Source organism: Gemmatimonas sp. (genome assembly GCF_027531815.1).
Taxonomy (GTDB): Bacteria; Gemmatimonadota; Gemmatimonadetes; order Gemmatimonadales; family Gemmatimonadaceae; genus Gemmatimonas.
On the sequence record NZ_JAPZSK010000009.1, the window covers coordinates 140,779 to 165,984 of the forward strand.

Here is a 25,206-nt window from a genome sequence, read left to right on the forward strand (position 1 = left end):
ATGGAGCACGGCCGGCGCCTCGTCCTCGGCCTTCTCCTTCCGGCAGTACTGGCCGGCACCCCGGTCGCGGCGCAGCCCACGCCACCGTCGGTGCCGGCCGCGGCGCACGGCGCGGCCCACACGAGCGTGCGCACGCTCCTGTGGGCCGTCGACGGACTGAGTTACGACGCGTTCACGGAAGCGCGGCGCCGTGGGCTCTTTCGCGCCTTCCCGCACGCCGGCCGACACGTGGCGCCCTACCCGTCCATGAGTCATCCGGCCTGGACCGAGGTGATGGGCGCGAACCGGGTGTTCGGCACCCGCGGCACGCTCCGCTCCGTCGAAGCGAGCTGGTTCGACCTCGACGCCATGCAGGTGAGCGACGACCCGCGTCAGGTCTTTGCGCGACAGGCGAGCCCGTTCAACTACATGCGCGCCTTCGACTGGTTCTTCGATCCCATCACCGAGCCCCTCATGTACTTCGAGGGAGATCGGCTGGCCGATCGGGAGCTCGCCGACGCCGAGCGCGATGTACTGGAGCGTTTCACGGGTGACCATCACGTGGTGTTTCTTGGGGGCGCCGACGCCATCGCGCATACCCACCTCGGTGGCCTGCACCGCTATCTCACGCGGCTCGACGCCATGATGACGCGCGTGAGCGATTCGCTGGCGGCGCGGGGTGACACGGCGGTGCGGCAGTTCATCGTCTCCGACCACGGCAACGCGGGAGCCTTTCGCGAAGGACAGCCGGAGCGCCGGCTGACCCCCGTGTCGCTCGATGCGGCGCTGCGCCGCGTTGGGCTCGTGCAACGAGATACGGGGCGCCTCACGCGCGCCAACGAGGTGAGCGTCGTCACGCTGGCGCTGGCCAGCATGGTCAATGTCTATTTCGCCGACCTGCAACGCCGCCGCGCCTTCGCCAACGCCGCGCTGCGCCTGCCGGGAGTGGAGCTGATCACCTGGCTCGAGGTGGGTGCCGATGACCGCTTCGTGGTCATCAGCAGCGCCGACCGCGGCGAGGCCCAACTGCACTGGCGGAGCGACGGCGCCGTGCAGTACCGGCGCGTGACCGGGAATCCCCTCGCCATCCCCGATTCACTTGTCTCGCAGGACGGCGCGGCGCGCTGGGTACCCGACGCGGTTATGCGTGCCGCCACCATGGCGGGGCCGTACCCCGACGCGCCGTTTCGGCTCATCCGCAGCGCCGACAAGCAGGTGGAGAACGCCCCCGATGTCGTGGTGAACCTGCGCGATGGCTACTGCTGGGCCGGATCGCTGGGGCGATTCGTGCAGATGGTACGCACGCACGGTGCCCTGAGTGCCCGCTCCACGCTCGGACTCGTCGCCAGCACGCACACCGTGGTGCCCGCCTACATGCGAAGCCACGAAGTGCTGCAGGTGGCCGGCCTCTCCGAGCACCAGCTCTTTCACCGGGCGCTGGCCCACGCGCCGCACGACGCCGGGGCCGTGGCCGACAGTCTCGCCTCGGCGCCGCGGCAAATCGCCACCGGTCGTGACGACGACAGCCCCGATGCCGTATTCCTGCGCCGGGTCAGGCCCATCACGCTCTCGGCGGAATACTTCGATCAGGAAACCGCGCGCGCGCTGGCCGCCGCCGTGCGCCCAACCGCAACCGCGCAGGCGGCGCGCCGACGGGCCGTCGATCGCACGCGCACGGCGCTGCGACAGACCCGCGTCGTGGACGGCGTCACCGGTCATGTCGACACCCTGCTTGCGCTCTTCGACCCGCTCCCGACTTCGCTGAACAGCGACAGCCTCACCCGCCTGCTGGAGCGCACCGAAGCGCGGCTGCGCGGCATTCCGGAGTTGGCGCCGTTGGCCGCACTCCGCGACGTGTGGCGTGCCCCCGCCGCACGCGCAGCACCACGCGGGTCAGCCCCAAACATCGCGACCGCAGGGGCCGGTGACGCGCTGCGTCGCGCTACCATGGCCGCGTGGACGCTGCCGTACTACCTCGACGCCGTACTCACGGCGCCGGAGTCCGACTCCATCACCGACCCGCGCGACGTGGCCTTCGCGCGGCAGTGGCACCACGAGCTGCGCCCCCGCCTGCACCGCGGCATCGCCCCGCTGGCACTCGACAGTACGCTCCCAGCGCGTCTTTTCGGGGAGGTCTTCAAGGAGCGTGAACTGCTGCGACAGGTGGAGCAGCCCGCGGTCGCCACACTGTACGATGCGCCCGTCCCCGATGTGGCCCTGGTGTACGTGCCAGGGATCTTCGGCGAACTGTTCGACGACGAGATCTGGCGACGCGGCGTACGCAGCGTGCGGGAGCAGCTGGGGATGCGTACCATCACGGCCTTCACCGATGGCCGATGCAGCACCAGCGACAATGCCAACACCCTGCTGCAGCAGCTACGCGACGACACCGAGCGCCGTCTCGCCCGCGGGTATGCCCGGCCACGTTACCTGCTGGTGGGCTACTCCAAGGGCGGCCTCGACGCCCTGCACGCCCTCGCCCGTGACCCCCATTTTGCCGAACGTCAGGTGGCGGCGGTGGTGACGATCGCCACGCCGCATGGCGGCACCCCGGTGGCCGAGCGGGCAGACCTGCCGGATGCCCTGCTGCGCACGGTCATTGCGCGCCCACGCGCCGCCATCTGCGACACCAGCCGCGCCGTCGCGTCGCTGTGGCCCGCCACACGCGCCGTCTTCTGGGGCAGCGAAGGGCGCGGTGTGGTGACGCAGGTCCCGGTATACACGCTCGCGCTGCACGCCGACATGCGCGAGGCACACCCGTGGATGAAGCTCACCAAGCGCATCGGGCGCTTTGCCGAGGAGAACGACGGCGTCGTGGCGCGCAGCGCCGCGCGAGTGCCCGAGGGGCTGCCATCGGTGCACCTCGGCGACCTCCGGGGTGACCACATCGCGGCGCGCAGCGCGTCCGCCTTTCCGCAGGAGAGCGTCCTGGAAAGCATCGTGCTCACGCTCAATGAGCTTGGCGCGTTGGCACCGGGGGCCGACAGCGCATGGCGTCGCATCACGGCCGCGCGCATACCCACCGCCGTTGCCGCACCGGTACGGCCTGCAGCCGAAGCGCGCCGCGCTCCACAGCGTCTCCCCTCCGGTCGTTCCGAGTGGCACACCGCCCGTACCTTTCGCATGAATCAGCTCGAGGCGCTGACCGGGGGCCCCGCCGTGGAGGCCACGGGTGCGTTGCTCCCCCTGGGCATCGACATGCGCTGTGACCACGACGACATGACGAGATTTCGGGAGGAGTACGAGTTCGTCTACGATGCGGGAAACGGCGGCAGCGAAGGCAGTGCCACCAACGGCTTCTCCATCACCACGGCGGACTCCGAGAGCGGGCGGGCCTGCCGACTGCGCACCAGGCGCAGCGCGATGAAGATGACCACGGTGGCCTTTCGCTTTGCCCCGGCGGCGTTTCCACGCCTGTCGCTGCGGGTGCGCGTGGATCGCGCGGTAACGGGCGTCGCGCCGGACAAGGGTGGCCGCGGGCGCAACGACGCGACGTTGAAGCTGTGGTATGTACTGCGCGACGAGCGCCCTGGCGGCAACGGTCGGCGACTGCTGTTCGGTTACACCTGGGCCGGACGCGACGCCACCGGAGCCACGCCGGCTGCCGACTCCCTGGTGGAAGGCGGCGCCTCACGTCGGCGGATCGGGTTCTCGGTACTGCCGGAAGCCCGGCTCATCAACATCGGCGGCCCCGACGCCGAGGGGCGCTGGGTCTCCGTGGAGCGTGACTTCGCGGCCGACGTCCAGCGCGCCTACCCCGGCATCCCGCTCTCGGCCTTGCGGGTCATCGCCATCACGGTACAGAGCGACTCGGATGACTCGCGTGGCGAGACGGACGTCCTGCTGGAGCGCCTCGCCATGCTGCCGCCCAACCCGTAGCGACGGCGACCTCAGCGCGTCCCCACCAGCGGAATCACCAGCAGCATGACACCACCCAGCAGCAGCACCAGCGCCGACAGCAGCGCCCACCGCAGTGTGAAGCGCTGATGCTCGCCAAACTCCACCCCACACAGCCCCGCCAGCAGGAAGGTGGACGGCACGAGGGGGCTCAGCAGGTGCACGGGCTGGCCAACGAGCGAGGCGCGTGCCATTTCCGCGGCGGTCAGACCGTACGCCTCGCCCGCCTTTGCGAGAATGGGGAGCACGCCGAAGTAGAACGCGTCGTTGGAGATGAAGAAGGTGAAGGGGATGCTCAGCACGCCCGTGACGACGGCCAGATACGGCCCCAACGCGGGCGGCACCAACGTGACCACGCTGTTCGCCATGGCATCCACCATCTTCGTACCCGAGAGAATGCCGGTGAACACGCCGGCGGCGAAGATCAGCCCCACCACGGCGAGCGCATTGCCGGCATGGCGCGCCAGCAGCGCCTTCTGGTCGTCGAGCGCGGGATAGTTGAGGAGCACGGCGGCCGCATAGGCCAGCATGAACAGCACGGGGAGCGGCAGAACGCCGGCCATGAGCGCCACCAGCAGCCCGAGCGTCAGCATGGCATTCACATACAGGCGGTCGGGGCGCATGAAGCGCGCCTCATCATCGGTGCCGCCCGCCCACGTACCCGTCGCCACGTCGCGGCCGGTCGGCGCTGACGTCGCGCTGGCCGCCGCGCTGGCCGCCGCGCTGGCAGCACAGGCCTCCAGACGTCGGCGTTCACCCAGCCCCAACCGGTACGCCACGAAGATCGTCCAGGCGATCCCCACCGCCATGACTGGCACCATGGGCACGAAGACGTCGTCCACATCAACACCCAGAGCGCTGGCCGCGCGTGCCGTGGGGCCGCCCCACGGCAGGATGTTCATCACCCCCGACGCCAGCATCGTCACGCACGCCAGAACCAACGGGTGCATACCGAGCGCGCGATACAGCGGCAGCATGGCGGCCGTGGTGATCATGTACGTCGTGGAGCCATCACCATCGAGCGAGACCAGCAGCGCCAGGACCGCCGTGCCAACAGCCACCCGCACCGGATCGCCGTGCACCAGCGACACCAGCCGGCGCACGAACGGGGCAAACAGCCCCGCGTCGATCATGACCGCGAAGTAGAGAATGGCGAACAGCAGCATCACGCCGGTGGGCGCCAGCCGGGTGATCCCCTGCACCATCATGGCCCCCAACTCCCCGGTGAACCCGGCCAGCACCCCCACGACGGTGGGCACCAGAATGAGCGCCGTGAGTGGAGAGAGTCGGCGCGTCATGATGAGCGTCATGAAGGCGATCACCATGCCGTAGGCCCAGACCGTCAGCATGCGCACGCTCGCAACCGCAGCGTTCGCGAATCAGGAATACGAGAAACGGGCATGGCACAACATGCGACATGGACCGTCTCGCCGCTCACGGCGCGTTGCGCCCCTCGGGTGCGCGTCCTAACGTGCCCCCATGACCCTGGCACGCCTTCTGTGCGCCATGATGGTGGCGTCACTGCTCGCCTCGTGTGCCTCGCCGCCACCACCGCCGGTCCTGCGCATCGGCCTCATTGGCGTCTTCGAAGGACCGGCTCGCAATGCATCGGGCATGCCGGCGCGCCTTGCGGCCCGCATGGCCATCGACGAGCTCAATGCCACGGGCGGCGCCCTCATCGATGGCGTCTCCCATCGCCTCATCCTCATCGAGCGGGAAACGGCCAACCGGCCGGATGCGGCGGCCGCGGCGGCGCGCGCACTCATCAACCTCGACTCGATCGATGTGCTCGTGGGCCCGCAGTTCAGCCCGCTCGCCATTGCCGCCGGCGCGGTGGCCGAGGCGTCACAGGTCCCGCTTGTGGCTCCCATGGCCTCCAGTCCGCAGGTCACCGCCGAACGTTCGTACGTCATGCGGCTCACCTTTCTCGACGCCGACCAGGGCGACGTGCTGGCCCGGTACGCCTTCGACTCGCTGGGGCTGCGCCGCACGGCCGCGCTCTTCGATGCTGCGAGTGAGTACAGCCGCGGCGTCGTCGAGAGGTACGGGCGCACCTTCACGGCCCGCGGCGGTCGCATGGCGGGCGTGGCGACCTACAACGGCGATGACGTTGGTGATCAGGGCATGCAGATCCGGCGACTCATGCAGGAGGCCCCCGACGCCGTGCTGCTCCCCAATTTTTCGGTGCGCGATTCCTCGCAAGTGCGCCTCTTCCGTGCGGCCGGCTTTCGCGGGCCGTTTCTCGGCAGCGACGCCTGGGATGCCATCGCGCTGCGGGGGCGACAGGACATCGACGGCAGCATCATCGTGGGCAACTGGGACGGCCGCAGCGATCGCGAAGGCGTCCGCACTTTTCGTGACCGCTGGAACCGGCGGTATCTGGGTGAGCGTCCACGCGCCACCGGCGCCGCGACCTACGACGCCATTCGGCTCATTGCCCGCGCGGCGGAACGCGCGCGCGTCAGGAGCGGCATGGCCCTCGCCACGGCACTGCGCACCGGTGCCCCCTTCGACGGGGCCTTCGCCAGCTATCGATTCGACAGCTCCGGTGATCCCATCCGCGGCGCCATGCTGCTCCAAATGACCGGCGATTCCCTGCTCTTTCGCGCCACGCTGTCACCGCAGCGATGACCCGCGCGGGGCTGGCGCGCGCTCAGCGCCCCAGCGCGGTGAGGGCCCGCTGCGCTACCAGACGCCCCGTGGCTTCGGTCGGGTGGAACGCGTCCCAGAAGAAGAAGCTCCCCGGCGTTCCGCACAACGAGGGCGGTGACAGCGACACACAGGGTGCGGTGACGTTCGTGAAGCCGAACGATGAGGGATTGGCGAACACCTGCGCCGTGAACGCTCCGAGGTCGACCAGATAGATGGTCAGCCCCGGCGACGCCGCGCGCAGTGACACGATCTGGGCGCTGAGCGCGCTGTTGAATTGCGTCGACAGCGCGGTTGCCGTGGACGCCGCCAGGGCCCCCAGCGCCGTGGCCTGCGGGGTGCGACCAATATCGGTGCTGTTGAGCAGCAGGATATGCCGGGCGCCGCCCGTGTACAGCTTGCCCACGATGCCGGCAATGTTGGCAACGGCCCCCGCAATCACGGCCGCCGGCGCCTGCGGGTTGGTGCGCCCCAGGGTCAGCGCGTCGGTGATGTCGTTGCCCACCGTGGCCGCGTTCACGACATGCAGCGCGACGTCACGACCGGTCGTGCTTCCCGCCTGGAGATAGAGATCCACCTGCTGAATCATGTTCGGCGCTGCGTTGTTCACGCCGGCAATGGGCCCGGTGCGCGCTGCCGCGAAGGCGTAGTTGGTCCCGCCGCCACGCGCCGGAGCCACGCGGGCGTTCAGCCGTTCCGCCATCTGCTCCACCCACAGGGGCCCGTTGGAAAAACGGGCGTTGGCGTACGGGAAGGGCGGGCACGACGTGGGCAGCGCGTTGCAGGCATTGCCGGTATCGTCGAGGCTGGCGCCGAACACCACCACGGTCCCGAAGAGGGCGGACTCTGCAGGCGCGGTACTGCTGTCGCCACAGGAGGCCAGCGAGACCACGGCGGTCGCGGCGAGCAGGTGCCGCACAACCCGCGGCGCGAAACGAAGAGGAGAGAGTCTGGATGGCATGGGCGGGAGGGCGGCGGGGCGCTGTGCAGAATAGAGGCGGAGTGCCGTACGGCTCACGGCGCGGTGGGTTTCCGCGTCCACCGATTGGCGTCGCGGGTTTCGACCTTGATCATCATGCGATCGAAGGCGGCATCGAGATCGATCCCCTCGCGGTTCGCCATGCAGATCAGCACGAACAGAATGTCGGCCATCTCCATGGCGAGATCGGCGTCGGCCTCCCCGGGCTTCTTCGGCTTCTGGCCAAACCGGTGATTCACTTCGCGCGCAAACTCGCCCACTTCCTCGGTAAGTCGCGCGAGGTTGGTGAGAGGGTGGAAATAGCCTTCCTCGAACTGGCTGATCCAGCGGTCCACCCGTGCCTGATACTCATTCATTGCCATGGCTCCATACTAGCGGGGTCGGCGACGTGGCAACAGCGCACTCCACGGGGTGCGGCACGCGCGATATCATCCAGCATGCATGCGCTCTCCTGCACGGTCGAACTGCCCATTGATGTCACGCTCGCCTACGACGCGTGGACCTGCGGCTGGGGGCTCTGGCTCGCGAGCCCCGACTCCGTGCACCTGACGCGCCGTGTTGGTGCGGCCTTTGCGTTCGACGTGGTCGTGCCGGGGGCGGCCGGCGCCCCGGACCGGCGGTATCCGCACTACGGGCGCTTCCGCACCCTCACCCCGCCCTCCAGCGTTCAGTTCACGTGGGTGAGCGGTCCCTCGGGGACCGGCGGCGTGGAAACGCTGGTCACGGTCGCGCTGGAGGCAGTCGATGCGGCCGTGACCCGCTGTACGTTGCGACACGAGGGGTTCGCGACCACCGAATCCTGCGACCAGCACGCCAGCGCGTGGTCAGGCATGCTCGCGGCGCAGGCCGAACGCCTGCGCCACGTCACTCCCGCGGCGTGGGCAGAGGTGCGTCAGCGTTTTGGTGGCCTGCCGGTCAATCGTTCGGTGCCGGACAGCACCTTCATCCCCACCCGCAGCTACCCCGATCTCGACGCCGCCGTGCGGTGGCTGGTGGAGGTCCTCGGGTGTAGCGAACGGCTGCGCCTTCCCGGTGAGCGTGTGCAGCTCACCTTGGGCAACGGGGCCGTGGTCGTGGCGGCCTGGGACGCAAACCAAGCGCCGGCCAGTGGCGGACGTCCCCCGGCCACGCTGGTGGTGCGCGTCCCCGATGTGGACGCCGCCTGGCATCGCGCCAGGGAACTGGGCTTCGCACCGATCGCCGCTCCCTTGACCGGCGCCGATGGCGAACGGCAGGCCGTGGTGCGCGATCCCGCCGGACACGCGTGGGCCTTGTCGCAGTCGATGGCCGACGTCGACCCGGCCGCGTGGGGCGGCCACCTGCCGCGCTGAGGACCGACGCGCCGCGCCGATCCGCTTACACTTCCCGCATGACTTTGCCCGCTCGCATCCTCGTGGTTGCCGCCACCAGTCAGGAACTGGCGCCGCCCGGCGATTGGATTGGTGTGGCTTGCGGCGTGGGGCCGGTGGAAGCCGCCGTGCGCACCGCGCGCGCCATCGCCGAGCATCGCCCCGAGGCGCTGCTGCACGTGGGCATTGCCGGCGCCCGGCGGCGTTGGGCCTGCCCCCCCGGCACGCTCGTGGTGGGTGAGCGATCGCGCTACTGCGACCTGGGGGACATCCCGGCGGAGTGGGCGCCGCGCGACCTCACCCCGTCGGCGGCGCTGCTGCAGTGCGTCCGGGACCAGCTCCCGCACGCCCGATGCACGGGCATTGGCACGAGCGGCCGCGTCGGGGGCACCAGCGACTGCGACGTCGAGGCGATGGAAGGCTTTGCCGTCCTGCGGGCCGCGCAGCTCGCCGGAGTACCCGCCATCGAGGTGCGTGCCATCTCGAATGACATCGAGGAGGCCGATCGGGCGCGCTGGCATTTCGGCGTCGCCCTCGCCGCGATCGTGGAGGTCACCCCGCTCCTGGTGACCGCGCTGCAACACCACCGGCAACACACGCGGCAGGACACGCGGCCGCCGCATGCGTGAACTGACCTTCGGCTTCTCGCCCTGCCCCAACGACACGTTCGCCTTTCACGCCCTCGTGCACGGGCTGGTGCGCGCGCCGGCGCGCATCAGGCCGGTGCTGCTCGACATCGAGGAGCTCAACCGGCGCGCCCATGACGGGGCCTTCGATCTCACCAAGCTGAGTGTCGGCGCCTTCGCGGCGGCAGGCGCCCGCTACACGCTGCTCCGCAGCGGAGCCGCTCTTGGTATGGGCGTGGGGCCGCTCGTGGTGGCACGCGAGGCGCAGTCGCTCGCCCAGGCCGCTCGCGGCCGGCTTGCCATACCGGGCCGCGAGACCACAGCCTATCGCCTGTTGCGCCTCGCCGCCCCCGAGCTGACCGAGGTCGTCGAGCTGCGCTACGATCGCATCCTGCGAGCGGTGGCCAACGGCGAGGTGGATGCGGGCCTCATCATTCACGAGAGTCGCTTCACCTACGCCGAACATGGTCTGGTGCAGGTGATCGACCTGGGCGACTGGTGGGAACGCGCCACGGGGCTGCCGGTACCGCTGGCGGGGATCTGCGCACGCAGTGAGCTGGACGCCACGCTGCGCGTCGACCTCGAGCGCGCCATTCGCGATTCGGTGCAGTACGCCTTCGATCATCCCGAGGCGAGCCGCGACTATGTGCGCGCGCACGCCCAGGAGATGTCCCCCGAGGTGTGCGCACGGCACATCGCCCTCTACGTGAACGCCCACAGCCTCGACATCGGCGATGAGGGGCTGGCCGCCATGCAACGCCTCGCGGGCGGTGCCGCTCAGTGGTACGGGTAGACGGCGTAGAAGAGCAGTGACATGGCCGCCAGCCACCACATGGCGGCCGGCACCTCCTTCGCCCGCCCGGTGCCCACCTTGAGGACGGGGTACGCCAGCAGACCGGCAGTCATGCCCACGCCGATGTTGTACGTGAAGGCCATGAGCACGATCGTGAGGAAGGCTGGCACCCACTCGGTGTAGTCGGAGAAATCCAGCGTTGCCATGGCCCCCAGCATGAGCACGCCCATGGAGACGATGGCCACGCCGGTGGCGTGCGCGGGAATGGCGGTGAACAGCGGCGCGAAGAACAGCGACGCAAGAAATAGCAGCGCCACCACGATGGCCGTGACACCGGTGCGGCCACCCGCCTCGATCCCCACCGCCGACTCCACGAACGCGCCGCAGGTGGTGGTCCCGAACACCGGCGCCGCAATATTCACCACGGCGTCGGCGAGCATGGGCTTTTCCATCTCGGGGAGATTGCCCGACGCGTCGAGCAGCCCCGCCCGGGCGCCGAGCCCGATGAGCGTGCCAATGGTATCCACGAACGCCATCACGAAAACGATCACCACCACCGGCAGCGCCTTGAGCGTGAGCGCGCCCGCAATGTCCAGCTGACCGAACAGCGGCGCCAGCGACGGGGGCGCACTCGCCACCCCCAACGGAAGCGGCGTGATCCCCGCGCCGAAGGAAAGGACCGACGTGATGATGATGCCCAGCAGCAGCGCACGGCGATGCTTGCGGGCGAGCAGCACGGCGGTGGCAAAGAACCCGCCGATGGCGACCAGCGTGGTGGCGCGGTTGAGCGCGCCCAGCGCCACCGGCGAGCCCGGGACACCCAGCTGCACCACCCCCATGGCGTTCAGGCCGATGAAGGTGAGGAACAGCCCGATCCCCACGGTGAAGCTGTGCTTGAGACTCGCCGGAATACCGGCGGCAAGCCAGCTGCGCACACCCAGTAGCGTAAGCGCAGTGAAGAGCACACCGGCCAGAAAGATTGCGCCGAGCGCCGTCTGCCAGGGGAAGCCCAGCCCCTTCACCACCGTGAACACGATGAAGGCGTTCTCGCCCATGTACGGCGCAATGGCGAAGGGCCGCCGCGCATACACGCCCATGATCAGCGTGCCGAACGCCGCCGACAGGATGGTGGCGGTGATCGACGCCTCACGCGGCAGGCCGGCGGCCTCGAGGATGGCCGGGTTCACCACGATGATGTACGCCATCGTGAGAAACGTGGCCACACCGGCCATGATCTCGGTGCGCCACGTGGTACCGTGCGTCGCGAAGCCGAAGTACTGCTTCACCGATCGCGCGGTCCGGCGAAGGCGTCGCGCGGCAGCGCATCGAGGAAGGCCATGACCACCGCCGCCGAGTTCTCGGCGGCCAGACGGCCGAAGATGCGCGCCTCGTTCGGCGCCTCGGTGCCACCGGCAAGGTCCGAGAGTGAGCGGAACGCAATGAACGGCACCTGGTTCTCATGGGCCACCAACGCCACGGCCGATGACTCCATGTCGAGCGCATCGGCGCGGAAGGTGCGCCAGACCCACTCGCGATACGCGGCGTTGTCCACGAACGTGGGTCCGCTCACCCCGTTACCACCCACCACCAGTTTGGGCGTGTGCTCGAGACACCGATCGGCCTGCACGCAACGCTTGAGGGTGAAGCGGCCGGCAATCGTGCGCGCAATACCGAGCGCCTGCGAGTCCACCGGAAACCAGAAACGCCGCTCCAGCGAATCCGGCGGCGCATGACGCACGGTGACCGAGGTGCCCTGCGGAAACATCATCCCGTAGCCACCGAAGTCGGTCGTCCGACGCGACGGCGCGAACCCCTGCGGCGTTTCGCGCGCGAAGACCTGCTCCTGGTAGTTCCCCCACTGCGCCGGCACGGTCACATCACCCACGTTGAGCCCGGGGTTCACACCGCCGGCAATGCCACTGAACACGATGGCGCGCACGGGCACCCGGTCGAGCAGCGCCTGTGTCGTCATGGCGGCATTCACCATGCTGAAGCCGCTCAGCAGAAGCACCACGTCCTGCCCGCGCAAGCGCCCGAAGTGATAGGTGCGATTGTTCACCACCTCGGTGCGGGTGATCGTCGTGGCGGCGCGCAACGCCTGCCATTCGGCATCGAACGCGGACATGATCGCCACGCGCGCCGTGAGATCACGCGCGGCGGCCACCGGCAACGATGACGGGGGAGCTTGGGCCGGGGCCGGCGCCGTGCGGGGGGTGCAGGCCGCACTGGTGGCGGCGACAACGATGGCGAGCAGTAGCGCCGGGCGGCGCCGGTGTGGCCGAAGGGGCTGTCTCCAGAGCATGTGGGAATGAACATCGCAGAACGCCGCCAGCCACCCCCGGAGCGACACCAGAGGTGCCAAAATGCGCCGCGGCACCTTGCGGCGATAATTGATCCGGGTATATTTCTTTTATACCCGGACAAAACCACCACGCTCAATATGTCTCATACCCTTTTCGACGGGCACCGACGGCTCGCGGCCGGTTCGCTTCCCGATATGGCCGTGGCCCTGCTCGAGGCAAGCCGCGGCGGGTCCAAGTGGCTGCTGCTCTTCGAGGACGCGACCGGTCGGCAGGTGGACATCGACACACGGGGCTCGTCGGCGGAGGTTGCCGCGCGCTACGCGGCACCCGAGTCGGCCCCGGCAGCGCCCCGTGGTCCGGGGCGCCCGCGACTTGGCGTCGTCCCCCGGGAAGTCACGCTGCTGCCGCACCAGTGGGAGTGGTTGGCCGCGCAACCGGGGGGGGCGTCGGTCACGCTGCGCAAACTCGTCGAGCACGCCCGCAAGGCGGGCGCGGCCGACGAGCACACGCGCAAGGCGCGGGAGGCGGCCTATCACTTCCTGCACGCCATGGCCGGCCATCTTCCCGCCTACGAGGAGGTCACCCGCGCGCTGTTTGCCGGTGACCTCGATCGCATGGACGCCCTCATGGCCGCCTGGCCCGCCGATGTGCGCGAGCACGCGCGGCACCTCGCGCGTGCCTGAAACGCGGCAACACGCCGCTCAGCGATGCGCGGCGACGATCTCCAGCATCTCCGCGACGTTCGTCAGCTTCACGCGCGGGCGCCCCGCCGCCGCCCCGCGCGCCTGCTCCGCCTTGTCGAGCGTCTGCCAGTCGGCCCAGCTGGTAACGCACACGCCACGCTCGGCGAGCAGCGCGTCGATTGACGGCAGATCATCGCGCACCGCCGGGATCTCCCCGGCGGCCACGTCGGCCAGCAGCTGCGTCACCGTGTCGGCGGCGCACAGCTTGTTGGTGCCGATGATCCCCTGCGGCCCACGCTTGATCCACCCCGCCACATAAAGCCCGGGCACGACGGCCTGACTCCCCGCGCCCTCCACCACATGCCCGTTCAGGTTCGGCACCACACCGGCCCGGTCGTCGAACGGCACCCCCGGCAGCGCCTTGCCACGGTACCCCACCGAGCGGAAGACCAGCCCCACCGGCAGGTCGTACGTTTCGTCGGTCGCCACTGCCCGCACGCCGCCACGTCCGTCCGCTTCGAGTCGGTTGCGCACGATCGTCAGGCGTTCCACGCGGGTGGTGCCATGCAGTGCCACGGGTGAGGCGTTGAAGTGCATCACCACGCGCCGCGGTGCGCCAGTGAGAGGACGCGCTGCCCATTCACGCAGCACGTCGAGGTTCTTCGCCGGATTGCGGTCTTCCATGGCCGCCAGCTCCGCCTCGCTCGCGGCGTCGAGCTCGAGGTCGCGCGGATCCACGACCACATCCACCCCGTCGAGTTCGCCTAGCTCACGCAGCTCCGGGGTGGTGCATGCCGCCTGTACCGGCCCCCGCCGCGCCACGATGTGAATGGTCTGCACCTGCGACGTCGCCAGCGCCTGTAAGGCATGATCGGCCAGGTCGGTCGCGGCAAGCAGCTGCGGCGGCTTGGCCAGAATGCGCGCCACGTCCATGGCCACGTTCCCGATGCCTACCACCGCCACCTCGCGCTGCGTCAGGTCGAAGGTGGCCCCGGCATAGTCGGGGTGCCCGTTGTACCACGCCACGAACTCGGTGGCCGCATGGCTTCCCGCCAGCGACTCGCCGGGAATGCCCAGCAGGCGATCCGTCTCCGCCCCGTAGCAGAGGAGGAGCGCGTGGTAGCGGGCGCGCAGCTCGTCCACCGTGACATCCTCGCCGGCCCGCACATGCCCCAGATACCGGAAGCCGGGCTGGGTGGCGATGCGCTCGAAGACGCGGGTGACCGACTTGATCTTGGGGTGATCGGGGGCAACGCCACCGCGCACAAGACCGAACGGCGTGGGCAACCGATCGATCAGGTCGATCGCGATACCGGGCGCCGCCTTCTGCAGCGACTCGGCAGCATAGAAACCGGCCGGGCCCGATCCGACGATCGCGACCCGCAGGGACGACGGAGCAATGGACATGGCGCGGAAGATAATCGGGCGGTCACGGGAGGGCGCCCGCCTCCCGTACCGCTCCGCGTCAGGTCAGCGCTCCAGCTGCTCGGCGCGCGGCAGTTCGTCCGGCGGCACGTTGTAGCGTACGCGACGAATCGAGAAACGTCCGTACGTCCACGACGGCTTGTTCGCGAAGTGCCAGATCGCGTCCCCTTCACTGGCCAGCCGGGCAACACCGAACTCATGATACTGGCGCAGCGGTGTGCTCCAGCGTTCGCCGTCGTCCGGACGCACCTGTCGATCGGCGCTGCTGAAGTCCACGAGATCACCGTGCTCGTCGAAGAACAGCTGCGCGTGTACCACCCGCTCCCCGTTGCGGAAGGTCACGCCGCACTGCCGATCGTCGATGGGCCCCCAGGTGAAGCGCTCGTCGATCAGCACGGCTGGCGCCATGATGCAGAAATCGTTCAGTACGGTCACCGTCTCGGCACGGGCGAACGCGTCGCCCCTGGCATCCGCCACGTGCAGCAATCCCAGCAGGCGGATGTCCATGGAGGCGCCGCGATCATCGTACTGATGCAGCCCGCTCACCGGTAACCCATGCATGCGCGTGCGCAACAGGAACAGGCGCGATGGATGGTCGACGAAGCTTACCTGCAGCACTGGGGTGTGCATCCACTCTGCCCCCGGGGCACGATTGAGTTCGGCATCCATGTCCACGACGAAGTTGTGTACGCGGGGCCGCCCCACCACGCCGGCGCGGCGCAGGTAGCGCGCGACGGGCGCCGGCAGGTGCCGCAGATCCGTGTCCGTGACCGGAACGACCTTCGGCAGCGGCTGCTGCTGCGCCTGATGATCCACCTCGTGGTCGAAGCGGGTGCCCACGAGGCTGAGGTCGGGAAGAAGCTGCGACATGATGTCTCCGGTATCGGAATGGGGATACTGGACGCTGTGTCCTGCCGGCGCCTGCGTCAGCGGGCACTTCCCCGACGGGACCGGCGGGAAACACTGACGTGGGTCCTTAGCTTTCCGCCCCATGGATTCGTCTTCTGCACCATCCAGCGTTCGCCTGCTCTCGGTAAATGTTGGCGCCCTCGAGCGGCTCGCTGCCGGTTCACGCACCAGAACGGGGATCGGCAAGCATCCCGTCGGTGGTCTGGTGCTGTGCGATGCCATGGGGCTGGTAGGCGATGCCATTGGCAACCGCACGCACCACGGGGGCGCCGATCAGGCGGTGTACCTGTACAGCCTCGCCGACTACGCGTGGTGGAGCGACCAGCTTGGACACGCCTGTCCCCCCGGGCTCTTCGGCGAGAACCTGACCCTCGACCGCTGGTGGGAGGCACCGCGCGTCGGCGACCGCCTGCGCCTTGGTGACGTCGTCCTCGAGCTCACGGCCCCCCGCATCCCGTGCAGCACACTGGCGACGCGGCTGGGTCGAGGAGAGTTCGTGCGCCAGTTCCGGCAGGCCGCGCGTCCGGGTGCCTACGCCCGGGTCGTGCACTCAGGCGCCCTGGCCGCCGGACTGGTCGGGCACGTGGAATACGGCGATCGGCAGTGGCCCACGATCGCCGCGCTCTTCGGCCTGTGGTACCAGGAACCCCGGGAACGCGGTGCCCTCCTGAACGCGTTGCGAGCGCCCCTCGCCGTGCGACTCCGCGAACGACTCCTCCGTTGGGTTGCGGAGGGCTGACGACGGGGTCGCGCGGCGGAGCCCCGTCGCGAGCCTGCCCCTGAGGCGCTACGCCGCCACCCACACCGCGGCGGCGCCCACCAGGGCCACCAGCAGCAGCCCGGGACCGGCGAAGCGCCACCATCGCGCCACGCTCACCCCGGCGGCGGCCAGCATGGCCAGCACCGCACCGTTGGTCGGCACGACCGCGTCGGCGAGGCCGGCCCCCGTCTGAAACGCCAGGACCGCCGCGTCGCGTCCCGCCCCTACCAACTCGGCCAGCGGCGCCATGATGGGCATGGTGAGCGTGGCCTGCCCGCTCACCGACGGGACCACGACGTGCATGAGCGCCTGCACGGGAATCATGAGCAGCGGCGCCACCACGGGCGGAGCCACCTGCAGCGGCAGCGACAGCCCGTGGATGATGGTGTCGAGCACGTTCCCGTCGGCCAGCACCAACCCGATCGCGCGCGCCGTGCCCACATAGATGGTGGCCGGCAGCATGGCTTTCATGCCGGCGATGAGCTCCTCCGTGCAATCGGCCAGCGAGAGGCCAGCCGTCAGACCAATGGCAAAGCCAGCCGTGAGGAACAGCGCCGACAGTTCGTGAAAGCCCCAGTCCCATTGCAACACGCCGTACACGTAGGGCGCAAAGGGCGCGACGGCCAGCAGCAGCAGGAGCACATCGCGTCGCTCGACCCGCGCGCCCGCACCGGCCACCGTGGCGGTGGCTGATGCCGATGGCGATTCCGAACTGCCGGACGCGGCGGCCTGTGCCACTTCACGCGCTTCGCGCCCGGCGCTGTACACCACCCAGACGCACCACACGGCAACCGCCAGCACGAACACCACGGTCCGCAACACGGGCTGACTGAAGGGCGGCAGCTCCGCGAAACGCAGCGCGATCCCCGTTTGGAAGGGATTCGTGGGGCCGAAGGCCGACCCCACCGCGGCGCCGCCCACGCTCACGGACAGCGCGGTGAGAGGACCGAAGCCAAGGCCGCGCGAGAGCACCAGCAGCGTGGGGATGAGCGCCACGATCTCTTCCTGCATGTTCTCGAGGGCGCCGAATGTGGCAAAGGCCAGCGTGACCCCCACGAGCACGAGGTGCGGACGGCGGCTCCGCTCCACCACGACCTGCACCAGGCGTCCGAGGGCGCCGGTGCGCTCCAGCATGGCGAAGGCCGCCCCCACGAACAGGATGGTGATGAGCACATCGGCACCGGCCGCCATCCCGCGCGGCACCGCCATGATCGTCTGGAAGGCCCCAACGGGCGTTGCGGCCATGGCGGTGAAGGTGCCCGGCACCACCAGCTCGCGCCCGCTCGCGGCATCGGCGCGGCGCGTGAACGCGCCAGCCGGCAGGAGCCACGTGCACAACGCGGCGGCCACCACGCCGGCCAGCAGCAGGAGCAAGGGGTGTGGCAGCCGGAGGCGAACGCGTGCAGGCATCGCCCAACTTGCCACCTCCCCGCAAGACCGCAAGCTTGGAAGATGCCGCTCGCCTTCCCGTTCGACCCGAACATCGCCCGCGCCGCGACGCTCCCGGCACGACTCTACCACGACCCGGTGTATCTGGAACTGGAGATGGAGCGCGTCTTCGCGCACAGCTGGCAGCTGGTTGGCCGCGCCGATCAGGTGGCGGAGTCGGGGCAGTACTTCACCGCCGACGTGGGCACCAACAGCATCGTGGTCGTACGGGACGGCCAACAGATACGCGCCTTCTACAACGTCTGCCTGCACCGCGCGGGTCCGGTGGCCACGGGCTGCGGCAAGCGACAGACGCTGCAGTGCCGGTACCACGGCTGGACCTATGGCCTCGACGGCGCCCTGCAGCGAACGCCCGGCATGGAGGGCACGGCGCAGTTCCGACCGGAGGAGATGCATCTGGTGCCGGTGGCCGTCACCACGTGGGGACCGCTGGTGTTCGTCAATCTCGACGGCAAGGCGCCGCCCCTCGACGAGGTACTCGAGGATCTGCCGGCACGTGTGGCCCCATTTCACTGCGAACACATGCGCTTCGTCACGTCGCGCAGCTGGGAGATGGCGTGCAACTGGAAGGTGTACGTGGACAACTACCTCGAGGGGTACCACGTACCGGTCGTCCATCCGGGGCTCAACAAGGAGCTCGACATGGATCGCTACCGGGTGGAGCCGCACCGCTGGTACTCACTGCAGCACGCGCCGCTGCGTCCCGTGCACGGCGCACACACCGACCGGCAGTACGATCCACGCACCACCGACGTGCCGGAGGCGGTGTACGCGTGGCTCTTTCCCAACACCATGCTCAACGTGTATCTGGGGCAGATGCAGACCAACGTGGTGATCCCGCTCGGCCCAGACCGCTGCCGCGTGGTCTTCGACTGGTACGCCGTGAATCCGCCGGCCGACGCCGCGACCGACCCCGCCTGGGTGAAGCTCATGGCCTTCAGCACCGAAGTGCAGGACGAAGACATCGCCATCTGCGAGGTCGTGCAGCGGAACCTGCGCTCACGGGTGTACGATCGCGGGCGGTACAGCGCCGAACACGAGACGGGGGTGCATCACTTCCACTCGCTCCTGCACGAGGCCATGACCTAACGCTGGCGCTTCCAGCGCCGTATTCTCTCGGAACCGCCCAATCATTCGCCCGCCGATGTGCAGTCGGCACACTTCCGGAGCCCTCATGACGGCCCGTCGCATCTCCTCGCTGGTCGCGCTCCTCGTCGCGACCGGTTTTGCCTCCCCGGTATCGGCCCAGCACAGCATGGATCACAGCATGCACCGCATGGGGCCGGAGATCGTCATCCCCAAGGGGGCACTCTACACGAAGGCCGATGTGGAGTTCATGCAGGGGATGATCGCCCACCACGCCCAGGCCATTGTCATGTCGCGCCTGGCCGAGACCAATGGCGCCAACCCACAGGTGCTCAAGCTCTCGCGCAAGATCGACCAGTCGCAGATCCCCGAAATCCTCATCATGCAGGACTGGCTGCGCCGCTACGACCAGTTCGCTCCCGACACCTCGTCGTGGCGCGGCATGCGCATGGACGGCATGCTCTCCGACGAAGAGATGACGGCGCTCGCGGCGGCCCGCGGCGTCGAGTTCGACCGCCTCTATCTGGTGGGCATGATCAAGCACCACGCCGGCGCCATCAAGATGGTGGATGAACTCTTCAAGTCCCCGGGCGCCGGTCAGGAGGTGGACGCCAACATCTTCGCCAACGACGTGGTCACGTCGCAGAGTGCCGAGATCGGCATCATGCGCCGACTGCTCGCGCAGCTCCCTCCCAAGTAGACCGCTTCTCCCCCCCTCCTTCCCCACCACCGGAGTGTGACTCCATGCGGTTTCAGCGTGGCCTGATGTTGCTGGCGGCAACCCTTGTCGTGCCGACGCTCCTTTCGGCGCAGACCTATCCGTCCGCCAAGGACCCTCGTACCACTCTCAAGCCCGGCCGCTTCGACGCCGGGATCGCCGAAAAGAACATGCGCCTGCTGTCGACCACGCCGAAGCCGGCGCAGTTCGATACCGTGCGCGGTCTCACGTTCGTCAATTCGGATCTGGCGTTCCGCGACAACCTCGTCATTCAGGCCAACTTCGCCGGCTTCACCATCTGGGACATCAAGAATCCCGCGAAGCCGGCGCTCCTGTCGGTGGTCCGGTGCATCACCTCACAGGGTGATCCCACCATCTACGGCAACCTGCTCTTCCTGTCGGCCGAGGGCGCGGGCAACCGCAACGACTGCGCCGACGGTGGCGTGAAGGACCCCAAGGATCACATGGCCGGGGTGCGCATCTTCGACGTCAGCGACCCCAAGGCGCCGAAGCTCGTGAAGAACGTGCAGACGTGCAAAGGTTCGCACACCCATACGCTCGTGCCGCACCCGAAGGACAAGAACGTCATCTACCTCTATGTGTCGGGGCAGCAGGGGGCCCGTCCGGAGACCGAGCTGGCGGGGTGCAAGAACGGCAACGACCCGGCCGATGTCAGCAATTCGCTCTACCAGCTGGACATCATCAAGGTGGAGCTCGATCGCCCCGAGAACGCCCGGGTCATTCCCGGCGCCCGCATCTTCACCGGGCTGGGCGGCGCGGGGGAGTGCAAGCAGTTCTGTGCCCCGGTCGATCCGCGCTTCGCCGGCCGGCAGCGTCAGGCGCCCGCCGAGGATATGCCCGACGGCCCGCGCAACTGCCATGACGTCACGGCGTACCCGGCCATGAACCTGCTGGCGGCGTCCTGCTCCACCCACTCCATCATGGTGGACATCTCGAACCCCGAGAAGCCGTTCCGCATCGACGCCCTCTCCGACACCAACAACTTCCAGGGGCGACATACCGCGGCCTTCAGCAACGACGGCAAGAAGATCATTCAGACCGACGAGTGGGGCGGCGGCACGAGCCCCATGTGCCAGGCGTCCAGCATGATCGAGTTGGGCGGCAATACCGTCATCACGCTCGATGCCAAGAAGAAGCAGTCGCAGCGCGCCTACTTCAAGCTGCCCGCGGCGCAGTCGGCCGAGGAGAACTGCGTGTCCCACAATGGCGGCATCATTCCCGTGCCGGGGCGTGACCTGTACATCCAGGGGTGGTATCAGGGCGGCGTGAGCATCATGGACTTCACCGATCCCGACAAGGCGTTCGAAGTGGGCTACTTCGACCGTGGCTCCATCGATCCGCCGCGCCCGGTAGACGTGCCCTCGGCCGCCTCGGCCGGCATGAACCGCAATGTGCGCGGCAACGGCAACGTCATTGGCGGCTCGTGGGGCGCGTACTACTGGAACGGTCTCGTCTTCTCGTCGGAGATGGATCGTGGCCTCGACATCCTCGAGCTCACGCCCAGCGCCGAGCTCACCGCCAACGAGATCGCGGCCGCCAAGTTGGTGACCTTCAAGGAGTACAACCCGCAGAGCCAGCCGAAGATGGTGTGGCCGGCTGCCTTCGTGGTGGTACGCTCGTATCTCGACCAGCTGGTGCGTGGCCAGGGGCTCGCGGCCGCGCGCACGACGGCCATCGATGCGGCGCTCACGGCCGCCGAGCAGCAGACGGGCGCCGCGCGCGCGGCCGCGCTGCGTACGCTCGCCACCCAGGTGGACCGGGACGTGGCCGGCGCCAAGGACGGCGCCCGGGTGCGGGCCATGGCTGGCGAAATCCGCCGACTCGCGGCAGCGACCAAGTAGTCGCCCACGGCTCAGACCGCACGGTTCAGGAGAAGGACGAAGGGCGCCCTCGATCGGGGCGCCCTTCGCGTTTCTCAAAGCGCCAGTGGATTCACCCAGTCGAGCGTGCGAAAGCGAGCGAAGTCGTTATCGGCCGAGTGCAAGGTCGCTCCCCGCTCGATACACATGGCGGCCAGGTGGGCATCGGTTGTGAGGTTGGCACCACGCCCAGCGGCATCGAGCATACCACGGAGCACACTCCAGTGACGGTCGGTGGGATGAATAACGGTCACCACACGTTGCGCGAGCCACTGCTCGACGAGACCGGACGCCGCCTCGATAGACCACGGCGATTGCATGATGCGCGCGTGGGTGGTGATGCGCAGGAACCCCAGGATGACCACCCACGGCAGCCCGACCGGTTCGTCCCCGGTCATGAGGTCATCGAGCAACCGTTGCGCGCGCCGGTGCTCGGGACTCTCCGCGTGGACCGCGTACACCAGCAGGTTCACATCGGGGACGATCACGCGTTACCGCCCATCGAGCAGCTTGCGGGCCCGTTCGTCGTCTTCGAGCGCAGCGGACAGGTGAAGCGCCTTGACGAGATTCACCCCCTCGCGAACCTGCCCAAGTTTCACGGACGGGGTGCGATAGGTCACCTCCTCGGGCTCCGCCGCAGCCTCCAGGCCACGATGCAGCACCCGATGCAGCATGGTCCGAAACGGAATGCCCAGCCGATGGGCGTCGTCGCGGAGTCGCTGAAGGAGCGAGTCGTCGATGTCGACGGTTGTGCGCATAGCGTGATGCTAACGCATCACAATACTGATGACAAGGCATCACCCTGAACGGCCAGCCGCTTGTCACCGCCCCTCCACGCCCGTAGCGTCCGGCATGACTCAGCCTCGTCGCGAGTTCGTGAAACGGGCCGCCGCCGCCGGTGCCGCGGCCGTCGTCGTGCACTCCCCCGTGTCGGCGGCGGCGGCATCGGCCGCGGCCCTCGGCGAGACGCCTGACACGCCCGACGCCCCGCCGCTCGCGCCGCACCCCGGCCCGCTCGACCAGGTGGCGCAGGACGAGGCCTATTGGGGCAAGGTCGCCGCCCAGTATCCCGTTACCGACGCCGTCATCAACCTCGAGGCGGGCTACTTCGGCATCATGGCCGCGCCGGTGCTCGCCGCGCATCACCGGCATGTGGATCGGGTGAACCGCGAGAGTTCGTATTTCGCACGCCGCGCCTTCATTCCCTTCCTGCAGCAGGCGCGCGACGCCGTGGCGCAGTTCGTGGGCGCCAAGCCCACCGAGATCGTCCTGTCGCGCGGCGCCACCGAAGCGCTGCAGGCGCTCATCACGCAGTACAAGGGCGTGAAGGCGGGTGACACGGTCATGTACGCCGATCTGGACTACAACGCCATGCAGTGGGCCATGAACGCGCTGGCTGCCGCGCGCGGCGCCACGGTGGCCAGGCTCGCCATTCCGGAGCCCGCGACGCGTGAGAACATCCTCGCCGCGTACACCCGCGCGCTCGACGCACACCCGCGCACCAAGCTGCTGCTGCTCACGCACTGCAACAACAAGACGGGGCTCATCATCCCCGTGCAGGAGATCACCACGCTCGCCAAGGCGCGCGGCGCCGACGTGGTGGTGGATGCCGCGCACTCCTTCGGGCAGGTGCCACTCACCGTGAACGCGCTCGGCGCCGACTTCGTGGGGCTCAACCTGCACAAGTGGATCGGCGCGCCGGTGGGCGCGGGCGCCATGTACATCCGCGAGGGACACCTCGACGCCATCGACCGCATGCACGCCGACGAGGCGTTTCCCATGACGCGCATCGAGAGCCGGCTGCACACGGGCACCACCAGCTTCGCCACGGTCATGACGATCCCCGATGCGATCGCCTTTCAGCAGTCCCTGGGCATGCCGCAGAAGGCCGCCCGTCTGCGCTATCTGCGCGACCGCTGGGTGCGAGCCGTGCGCGACGTGCCGGGCGTGCACATTCTCACCCCCGATGATCCCGCACTCGTGGGCGCCATCACGGGCTTTCGCCTGCACGGGCGCGGCACCCGCGCCGCCAACGAAGCCGTGGCCAAGACCCTGCTCGACGAATTCGGCATCTTCACCTTCCAGCGCACCGGCCTCGCCAACGGCGATTGCGTGCGCGTGACCCCCACGCTCTTCAACACGCCCGCGCAGCTGGACACGCTGGCCGCGGCGTTACGCACGATGGCGGCGCGAGGGTAGGCCCCTACTTCTTCACCTGCACTTCCTGCATGCGGCGATTGGGCGACACGTAGGCGCTCACGAGGCTCTCGTGACCGTCCGCGTTCACCGCCGCCACGCCGAACACCCAGTCGTCGATCGACACGTTGGGGAGCATGAAGCGCGTGACGTTCCCCACGTACTGTGAGCGCTCCCAGTCATTGCTCCAGGTGTTGCGCCAGTACACGCGATAGCCCGCCGCCCCAGGCGACGCTTCCCATTGCAGCGCGGCGTCATAGCCGGTGGTGCCGCGGCTGATGGTGGGCGTACCGCCACCGGTCGTCACCTTGGGCGCCGGCGGCGCGAGCGCGAGCGACGCGGCCGCCGCCGCGTTCACGCGCGTGTTCTGCGCGAGGTACCGGAAGTCCATCCCCTCGGGCTTGTCCTCGGTGTTGTGCTGCCGCTGGTAGTTCTCGTTGGCTTCGCGGAACACCACCGCGGGGAAATCGAAGGCCGTGAACGACGAGTGATCGCTGCCGCGCCCGAAGCGGTCTTCCCGCGCCATGAGGCGGATGGTGTGCGAGGGCACATACACGCCGGCCACGCGCGCGATGTAACGCGCCAGCGAGCGGTTCATCGAGTCTTCCGGACCCAGTGAGTAGATGCGCACACTCTCCGCGTCGATGATGCCGTTGCCCCCGAGGCTGCTCCCCACGATATCGTTGTTGAAGTTCGCGGTGACCGTGCTCTTGGCGGCCGCGAGATTCTGTGCGTGCACCATGGCGCCAATGAGCCCCTGCTCCTCGCCCGCCCACGTGACGAAGACCAGCGTGGCATCGAACTCGAGCCCGCTGGTGGCGAAGGCACGCGCCAGCTCCATGGTGAGCGCCGTACCGCTGCCGTCGTCGTTGGCGCCGGGGGCATCGGCGTTGTGATCCATCTCGGCCCGCATCTGCGCGTCCCCGCCCGCCGCCCCCGCGGCGGCACCGGTGCGCGCCCCGGCGCCGGCGCCCGGGTTGTTGGGCGCGTTCCCGCGCGGGTTCACCGAGTCGTAGTGCCCCGAGATGTAGATGCGGCGGTCGCTCTTGCCGGGCAGAATGGCCACCACATTCACCAGCTCGACCTCACGGGTGATGCGCCCCTGCCGGGTGAGCATGTGCCGGTCGAAGGCCACCTGCAGCTTGGGGCTCGCCCGCTTGAACTCGTCGAAAATCCACCGGCGGGCCGCACCGATACCGCGCGTGGTGGAGATGGTATCGGACAGGGTGGAGCGCGTCCCGAAGCTGGCCAGCTTGGTGGCCGTGGCCTGGAGCCGCTCCGGGGACACACTGGCCACCAGCGCGGTGATGCGCGGATCGGCGGCCCCCTGGGCGGCGGTGGCCTGGGCGGAAGCCAGCGACGGCGTCAACAACAGGCCGGCGGCAGCAGCAAGAACGCGGGACATCGGGAAACCTCACCGGACGGGGGAAGGAGAGTGGGAGCCGCACAATTGTAGCACGGGGAGGTCGACGACGCGGCGGCGCACGGCATGTTGCCCGCGCCTGCCCTCGACCGTCATTCACCG

The 25,206-nt window shown here is 68.9% G+C and carries 22 protein-coding genes; 11 read left to right on the forward strand and 11 right to left on the reverse strand.

The window, feature by feature from the left end; genetic code table 11:
- Positions 1-3,858 (forward strand): DUF3047 domain-containing protein, encoded by a 3,858-nt coding sequence (locus O9271_RS12400; RefSeq protein ID WP_298270129.1) that lies wholly within the window; start codon positions 1-3, stop codon positions 3,856-3,858.
- Positions 3,859-3,869: 11 nt separating this feature from the next.
- Here O9271_RS12400 and O9271_RS12405 read toward each other — a convergent pair whose 3' ends face one another.
- Positions 3,870-5,225, reverse strand: a complete 1,356-nt coding sequence (locus O9271_RS12405) for a citrate:proton symporter (RefSeq protein ID WP_298270131.1) — start codon at positions 5,223-5,225, stop codon at positions 3,870-3,872.
- 130 nt (positions 5,226-5,355) lie between these two features.
- Here O9271_RS12405 and O9271_RS12410 point away from each other — a divergent pair, with 130 nt between their 5' ends.
- On the forward strand, positions 5,356-6,507 hold the full coding sequence (locus tag O9271_RS12410) for an ABC transporter substrate-binding protein (RefSeq protein ID WP_298270133.1): 1,152 nt from the start codon (positions 5,356-5,358) through the stop codon (positions 6,505-6,507).
- 22 nt (positions 6,508-6,529) lie between these two features.
- Here O9271_RS12410 and O9271_RS12415 read toward each other — a convergent pair whose 3' ends face one another.
- Together O9271_RS12415 and O9271_RS12420 are read right to left on the reverse strand one after the other, a co-directional pair.
- A complete protein-coding gene (locus tag O9271_RS12415) occupies positions 6,530-7,486 on the reverse strand; it encodes an SGNH/GDSL hydrolase family protein (RefSeq protein WP_298270136.1) in 957 nt (318 codons plus the stop codon).
- A gap of 53 nt (positions 7,487-7,539) precedes the next feature.
- Positions 7,540-7,866 (reverse strand): nucleotide pyrophosphohydrolase, encoded by a 327-nt coding sequence (locus tag O9271_RS12420; RefSeq protein ID WP_298270138.1) that lies wholly within the window; start codon positions 7,864-7,866, stop codon positions 7,540-7,542.
- A 75-nt stretch (positions 7,867-7,941) separates the two neighbouring features.
- Here O9271_RS12420 and O9271_RS12425 point away from each other — a divergent pair, with 75 nt between their 5' ends.
- From O9271_RS12425 to O9271_RS12435, 3 genes are read left to right on the forward strand one after another with little or no spacing between them, the layout of a single operon-like run.
- Complete coding sequence (locus tag O9271_RS12425) at positions 7,942-8,835, forward strand: VOC family protein (protein WP_298270139.1); 894 nt, start codon at positions 7,942-7,944, stop codon at positions 8,833-8,835.
- A gap of 38 nt (positions 8,836-8,873) precedes the next feature.
- Complete coding sequence (locus tag O9271_RS12430; protein ID WP_298270141.1) at positions 8,874-9,482, forward strand: hypothetical protein; 609 nt, start codon at positions 8,874-8,876, stop codon at positions 9,480-9,482.
- Positions 9,475-10,272 (forward strand): 1,4-dihydroxy-6-naphthoate synthase, encoded by a 798-nt coding sequence (locus O9271_RS12435; protein WP_298270143.1) that lies wholly within the window; start codon positions 9,475-9,477, stop codon positions 10,270-10,272. The genes O9271_RS12430 and O9271_RS12435 overlap by 8 nt, the downstream gene beginning before the upstream one ends.
- Here O9271_RS12435 and O9271_RS12440 read toward each other — a convergent pair.
- Positions 10,257-11,558, reverse strand: a complete 1,302-nt coding sequence (locus O9271_RS12440; protein ID WP_298270145.1) for an NCS2 family permease — start codon at positions 11,556-11,558, stop codon at positions 10,257-10,259. The two genes, O9271_RS12435 and O9271_RS12440, sit on opposite strands and share 16 nt — an antisense overlap.
- Complete coding sequence (locus O9271_RS12445; protein WP_298270148.1) at positions 11,555-12,574, reverse strand: 5'-methylthioadenosine/S-adenosylhomocysteine nucleosidase; 1,020 nt, start codon at positions 12,572-12,574, stop codon at positions 11,555-11,557. The genes O9271_RS12440 and O9271_RS12445 overlap by 4 nt, the downstream gene beginning before the upstream one ends.
- A gap of 138 nt (positions 12,575-12,712) precedes the next feature.
- Here O9271_RS12445 and O9271_RS12450 point away from each other — a divergent pair, with 138 nt between their 5' ends.
- Complete coding sequence (locus O9271_RS12450) at positions 12,713-13,258, forward strand: DUF2239 family protein (protein WP_298270150.1); 546 nt, start codon at positions 12,713-12,715, stop codon at positions 13,256-13,258.
- 18 nt (positions 13,259-13,276) lie between these two features.
- Here the strand turns inward: O9271_RS12450 and O9271_RS12455 are convergent, their stop codons facing one another.
- Both O9271_RS12455 and O9271_RS12460 read right to left on the reverse strand, forming a co-directional pair.
- The gene (locus O9271_RS12455) at positions 13,277-14,665 is read right to left on the reverse strand and encodes an FAD-dependent oxidoreductase (RefSeq protein WP_298270152.1); all 1,389 of its coding nucleotides are present in this window, start codon (positions 14,663-14,665) and stop codon (positions 13,277-13,279) included.
- A gap of 63 nt (positions 14,666-14,728) precedes the next feature.
- The gene (locus O9271_RS12460) at positions 14,729-15,553 is read right to left on the reverse strand and encodes a DUF6544 family protein (protein WP_298270154.1); all 825 of its coding nucleotides are present in this window, start codon (positions 15,551-15,553) and stop codon (positions 14,729-14,731) included.
- Positions 15,554-15,674: 121 nt separating this feature from the next.
- On the opposite strand from O9271_RS12460, the gene O9271_RS12465 reads away from it, so the two are divergent.
- Positions 15,675-16,331 (forward strand): MOSC domain-containing protein, encoded by a 657-nt coding sequence (locus O9271_RS12465; RefSeq protein WP_298270156.1) that lies wholly within the window; start codon positions 15,675-15,677, stop codon positions 16,329-16,331.
- A gap of 48 nt (positions 16,332-16,379) precedes the next feature.
- Here O9271_RS12465 and O9271_RS12470 read toward each other — a convergent pair whose 3' ends face one another.
- On the reverse strand, positions 16,380-17,762 hold the full coding sequence (locus O9271_RS12470; protein WP_298270158.1) for a Na+/H+ antiporter NhaC family protein: 1,383 nt from the start codon (positions 17,760-17,762) through the stop codon (positions 16,380-16,382).
- 42 nt (positions 17,763-17,804) lie between these two features.
- On the opposite strand from O9271_RS12470, the gene O9271_RS12475 reads away from it, so the two are divergent.
- The 3 genes from O9271_RS12475 (at position 17,805) to O9271_RS12485 (ending at position 21,467) form a co-directional block, all read left to right on the forward strand.
- Complete coding sequence (locus tag O9271_RS12475; protein ID WP_298270161.1) at positions 17,805-18,890, forward strand: aromatic ring-hydroxylating dioxygenase subunit alpha; 1,086 nt, start codon at positions 17,805-17,807, stop codon at positions 18,888-18,890.
- 85 nt (positions 18,891-18,975) lie between these two features.
- Positions 18,976-19,587 carry a DUF305 domain-containing protein gene (locus O9271_RS12480; protein WP_298270164.1) on the forward strand — a complete coding sequence of 204 codons (612 nt, stop codon included), beginning with the start codon at positions 18,976-18,978 and terminating at the stop codon, positions 19,585-19,587.
- A gap of 44 nt (positions 19,588-19,631) precedes the next feature.
- Positions 19,632-21,467, forward strand: a complete 1,836-nt coding sequence (locus O9271_RS12485) for a hypothetical protein (protein ID WP_298270167.1) — start codon at positions 19,632-19,634, stop codon at positions 21,465-21,467.
- 74 nt (positions 21,468-21,541) lie between these two features.
- Here the strand turns inward: O9271_RS12485 and O9271_RS12490 are convergent, their stop codons facing one another.
- Together O9271_RS12490 and O9271_RS12495 are read right to left on the reverse strand one after the other, a co-directional pair.
- Positions 21,542-21,973, reverse strand: coding sequence for a type II toxin-antitoxin system VapC family toxin (locus O9271_RS12490; protein WP_298270169.1), 432 nt, complete (start codon positions 21,971-21,973; stop codon positions 21,542-21,544).
- A 3-nt stretch (positions 21,974-21,976) separates the two neighbouring features.
- Positions 21,977-22,243, reverse strand: a complete 267-nt coding sequence (locus O9271_RS12495) for a hypothetical protein (RefSeq protein WP_298270172.1) — start codon at positions 22,241-22,243, stop codon at positions 21,977-21,979.
- A gap of 94 nt (positions 22,244-22,337) precedes the next feature.
- On the opposite strand from O9271_RS12495, the gene O9271_RS12500 reads away from it, so the two are divergent.
- On the forward strand, positions 22,338-23,684 hold the full coding sequence (locus tag O9271_RS12500) for an aminotransferase class V-fold PLP-dependent enzyme (RefSeq protein WP_298270174.1): 1,347 nt from the start codon (positions 22,338-22,340) through the stop codon (positions 23,682-23,684).
- A gap of 4 nt (positions 23,685-23,688) precedes the next feature.
- Here O9271_RS12500 and O9271_RS12505 read toward each other — a convergent pair whose 3' ends face one another.
- Positions 23,689-25,086, reverse strand: a complete 1,398-nt coding sequence (locus tag O9271_RS12505) for a M20/M25/M40 family metallo-hydrolase (protein WP_298270176.1) — start codon at positions 25,084-25,086, stop codon at positions 23,689-23,691.
- Positions 25,087-25,206 lie beyond the last annotated feature (120 nt).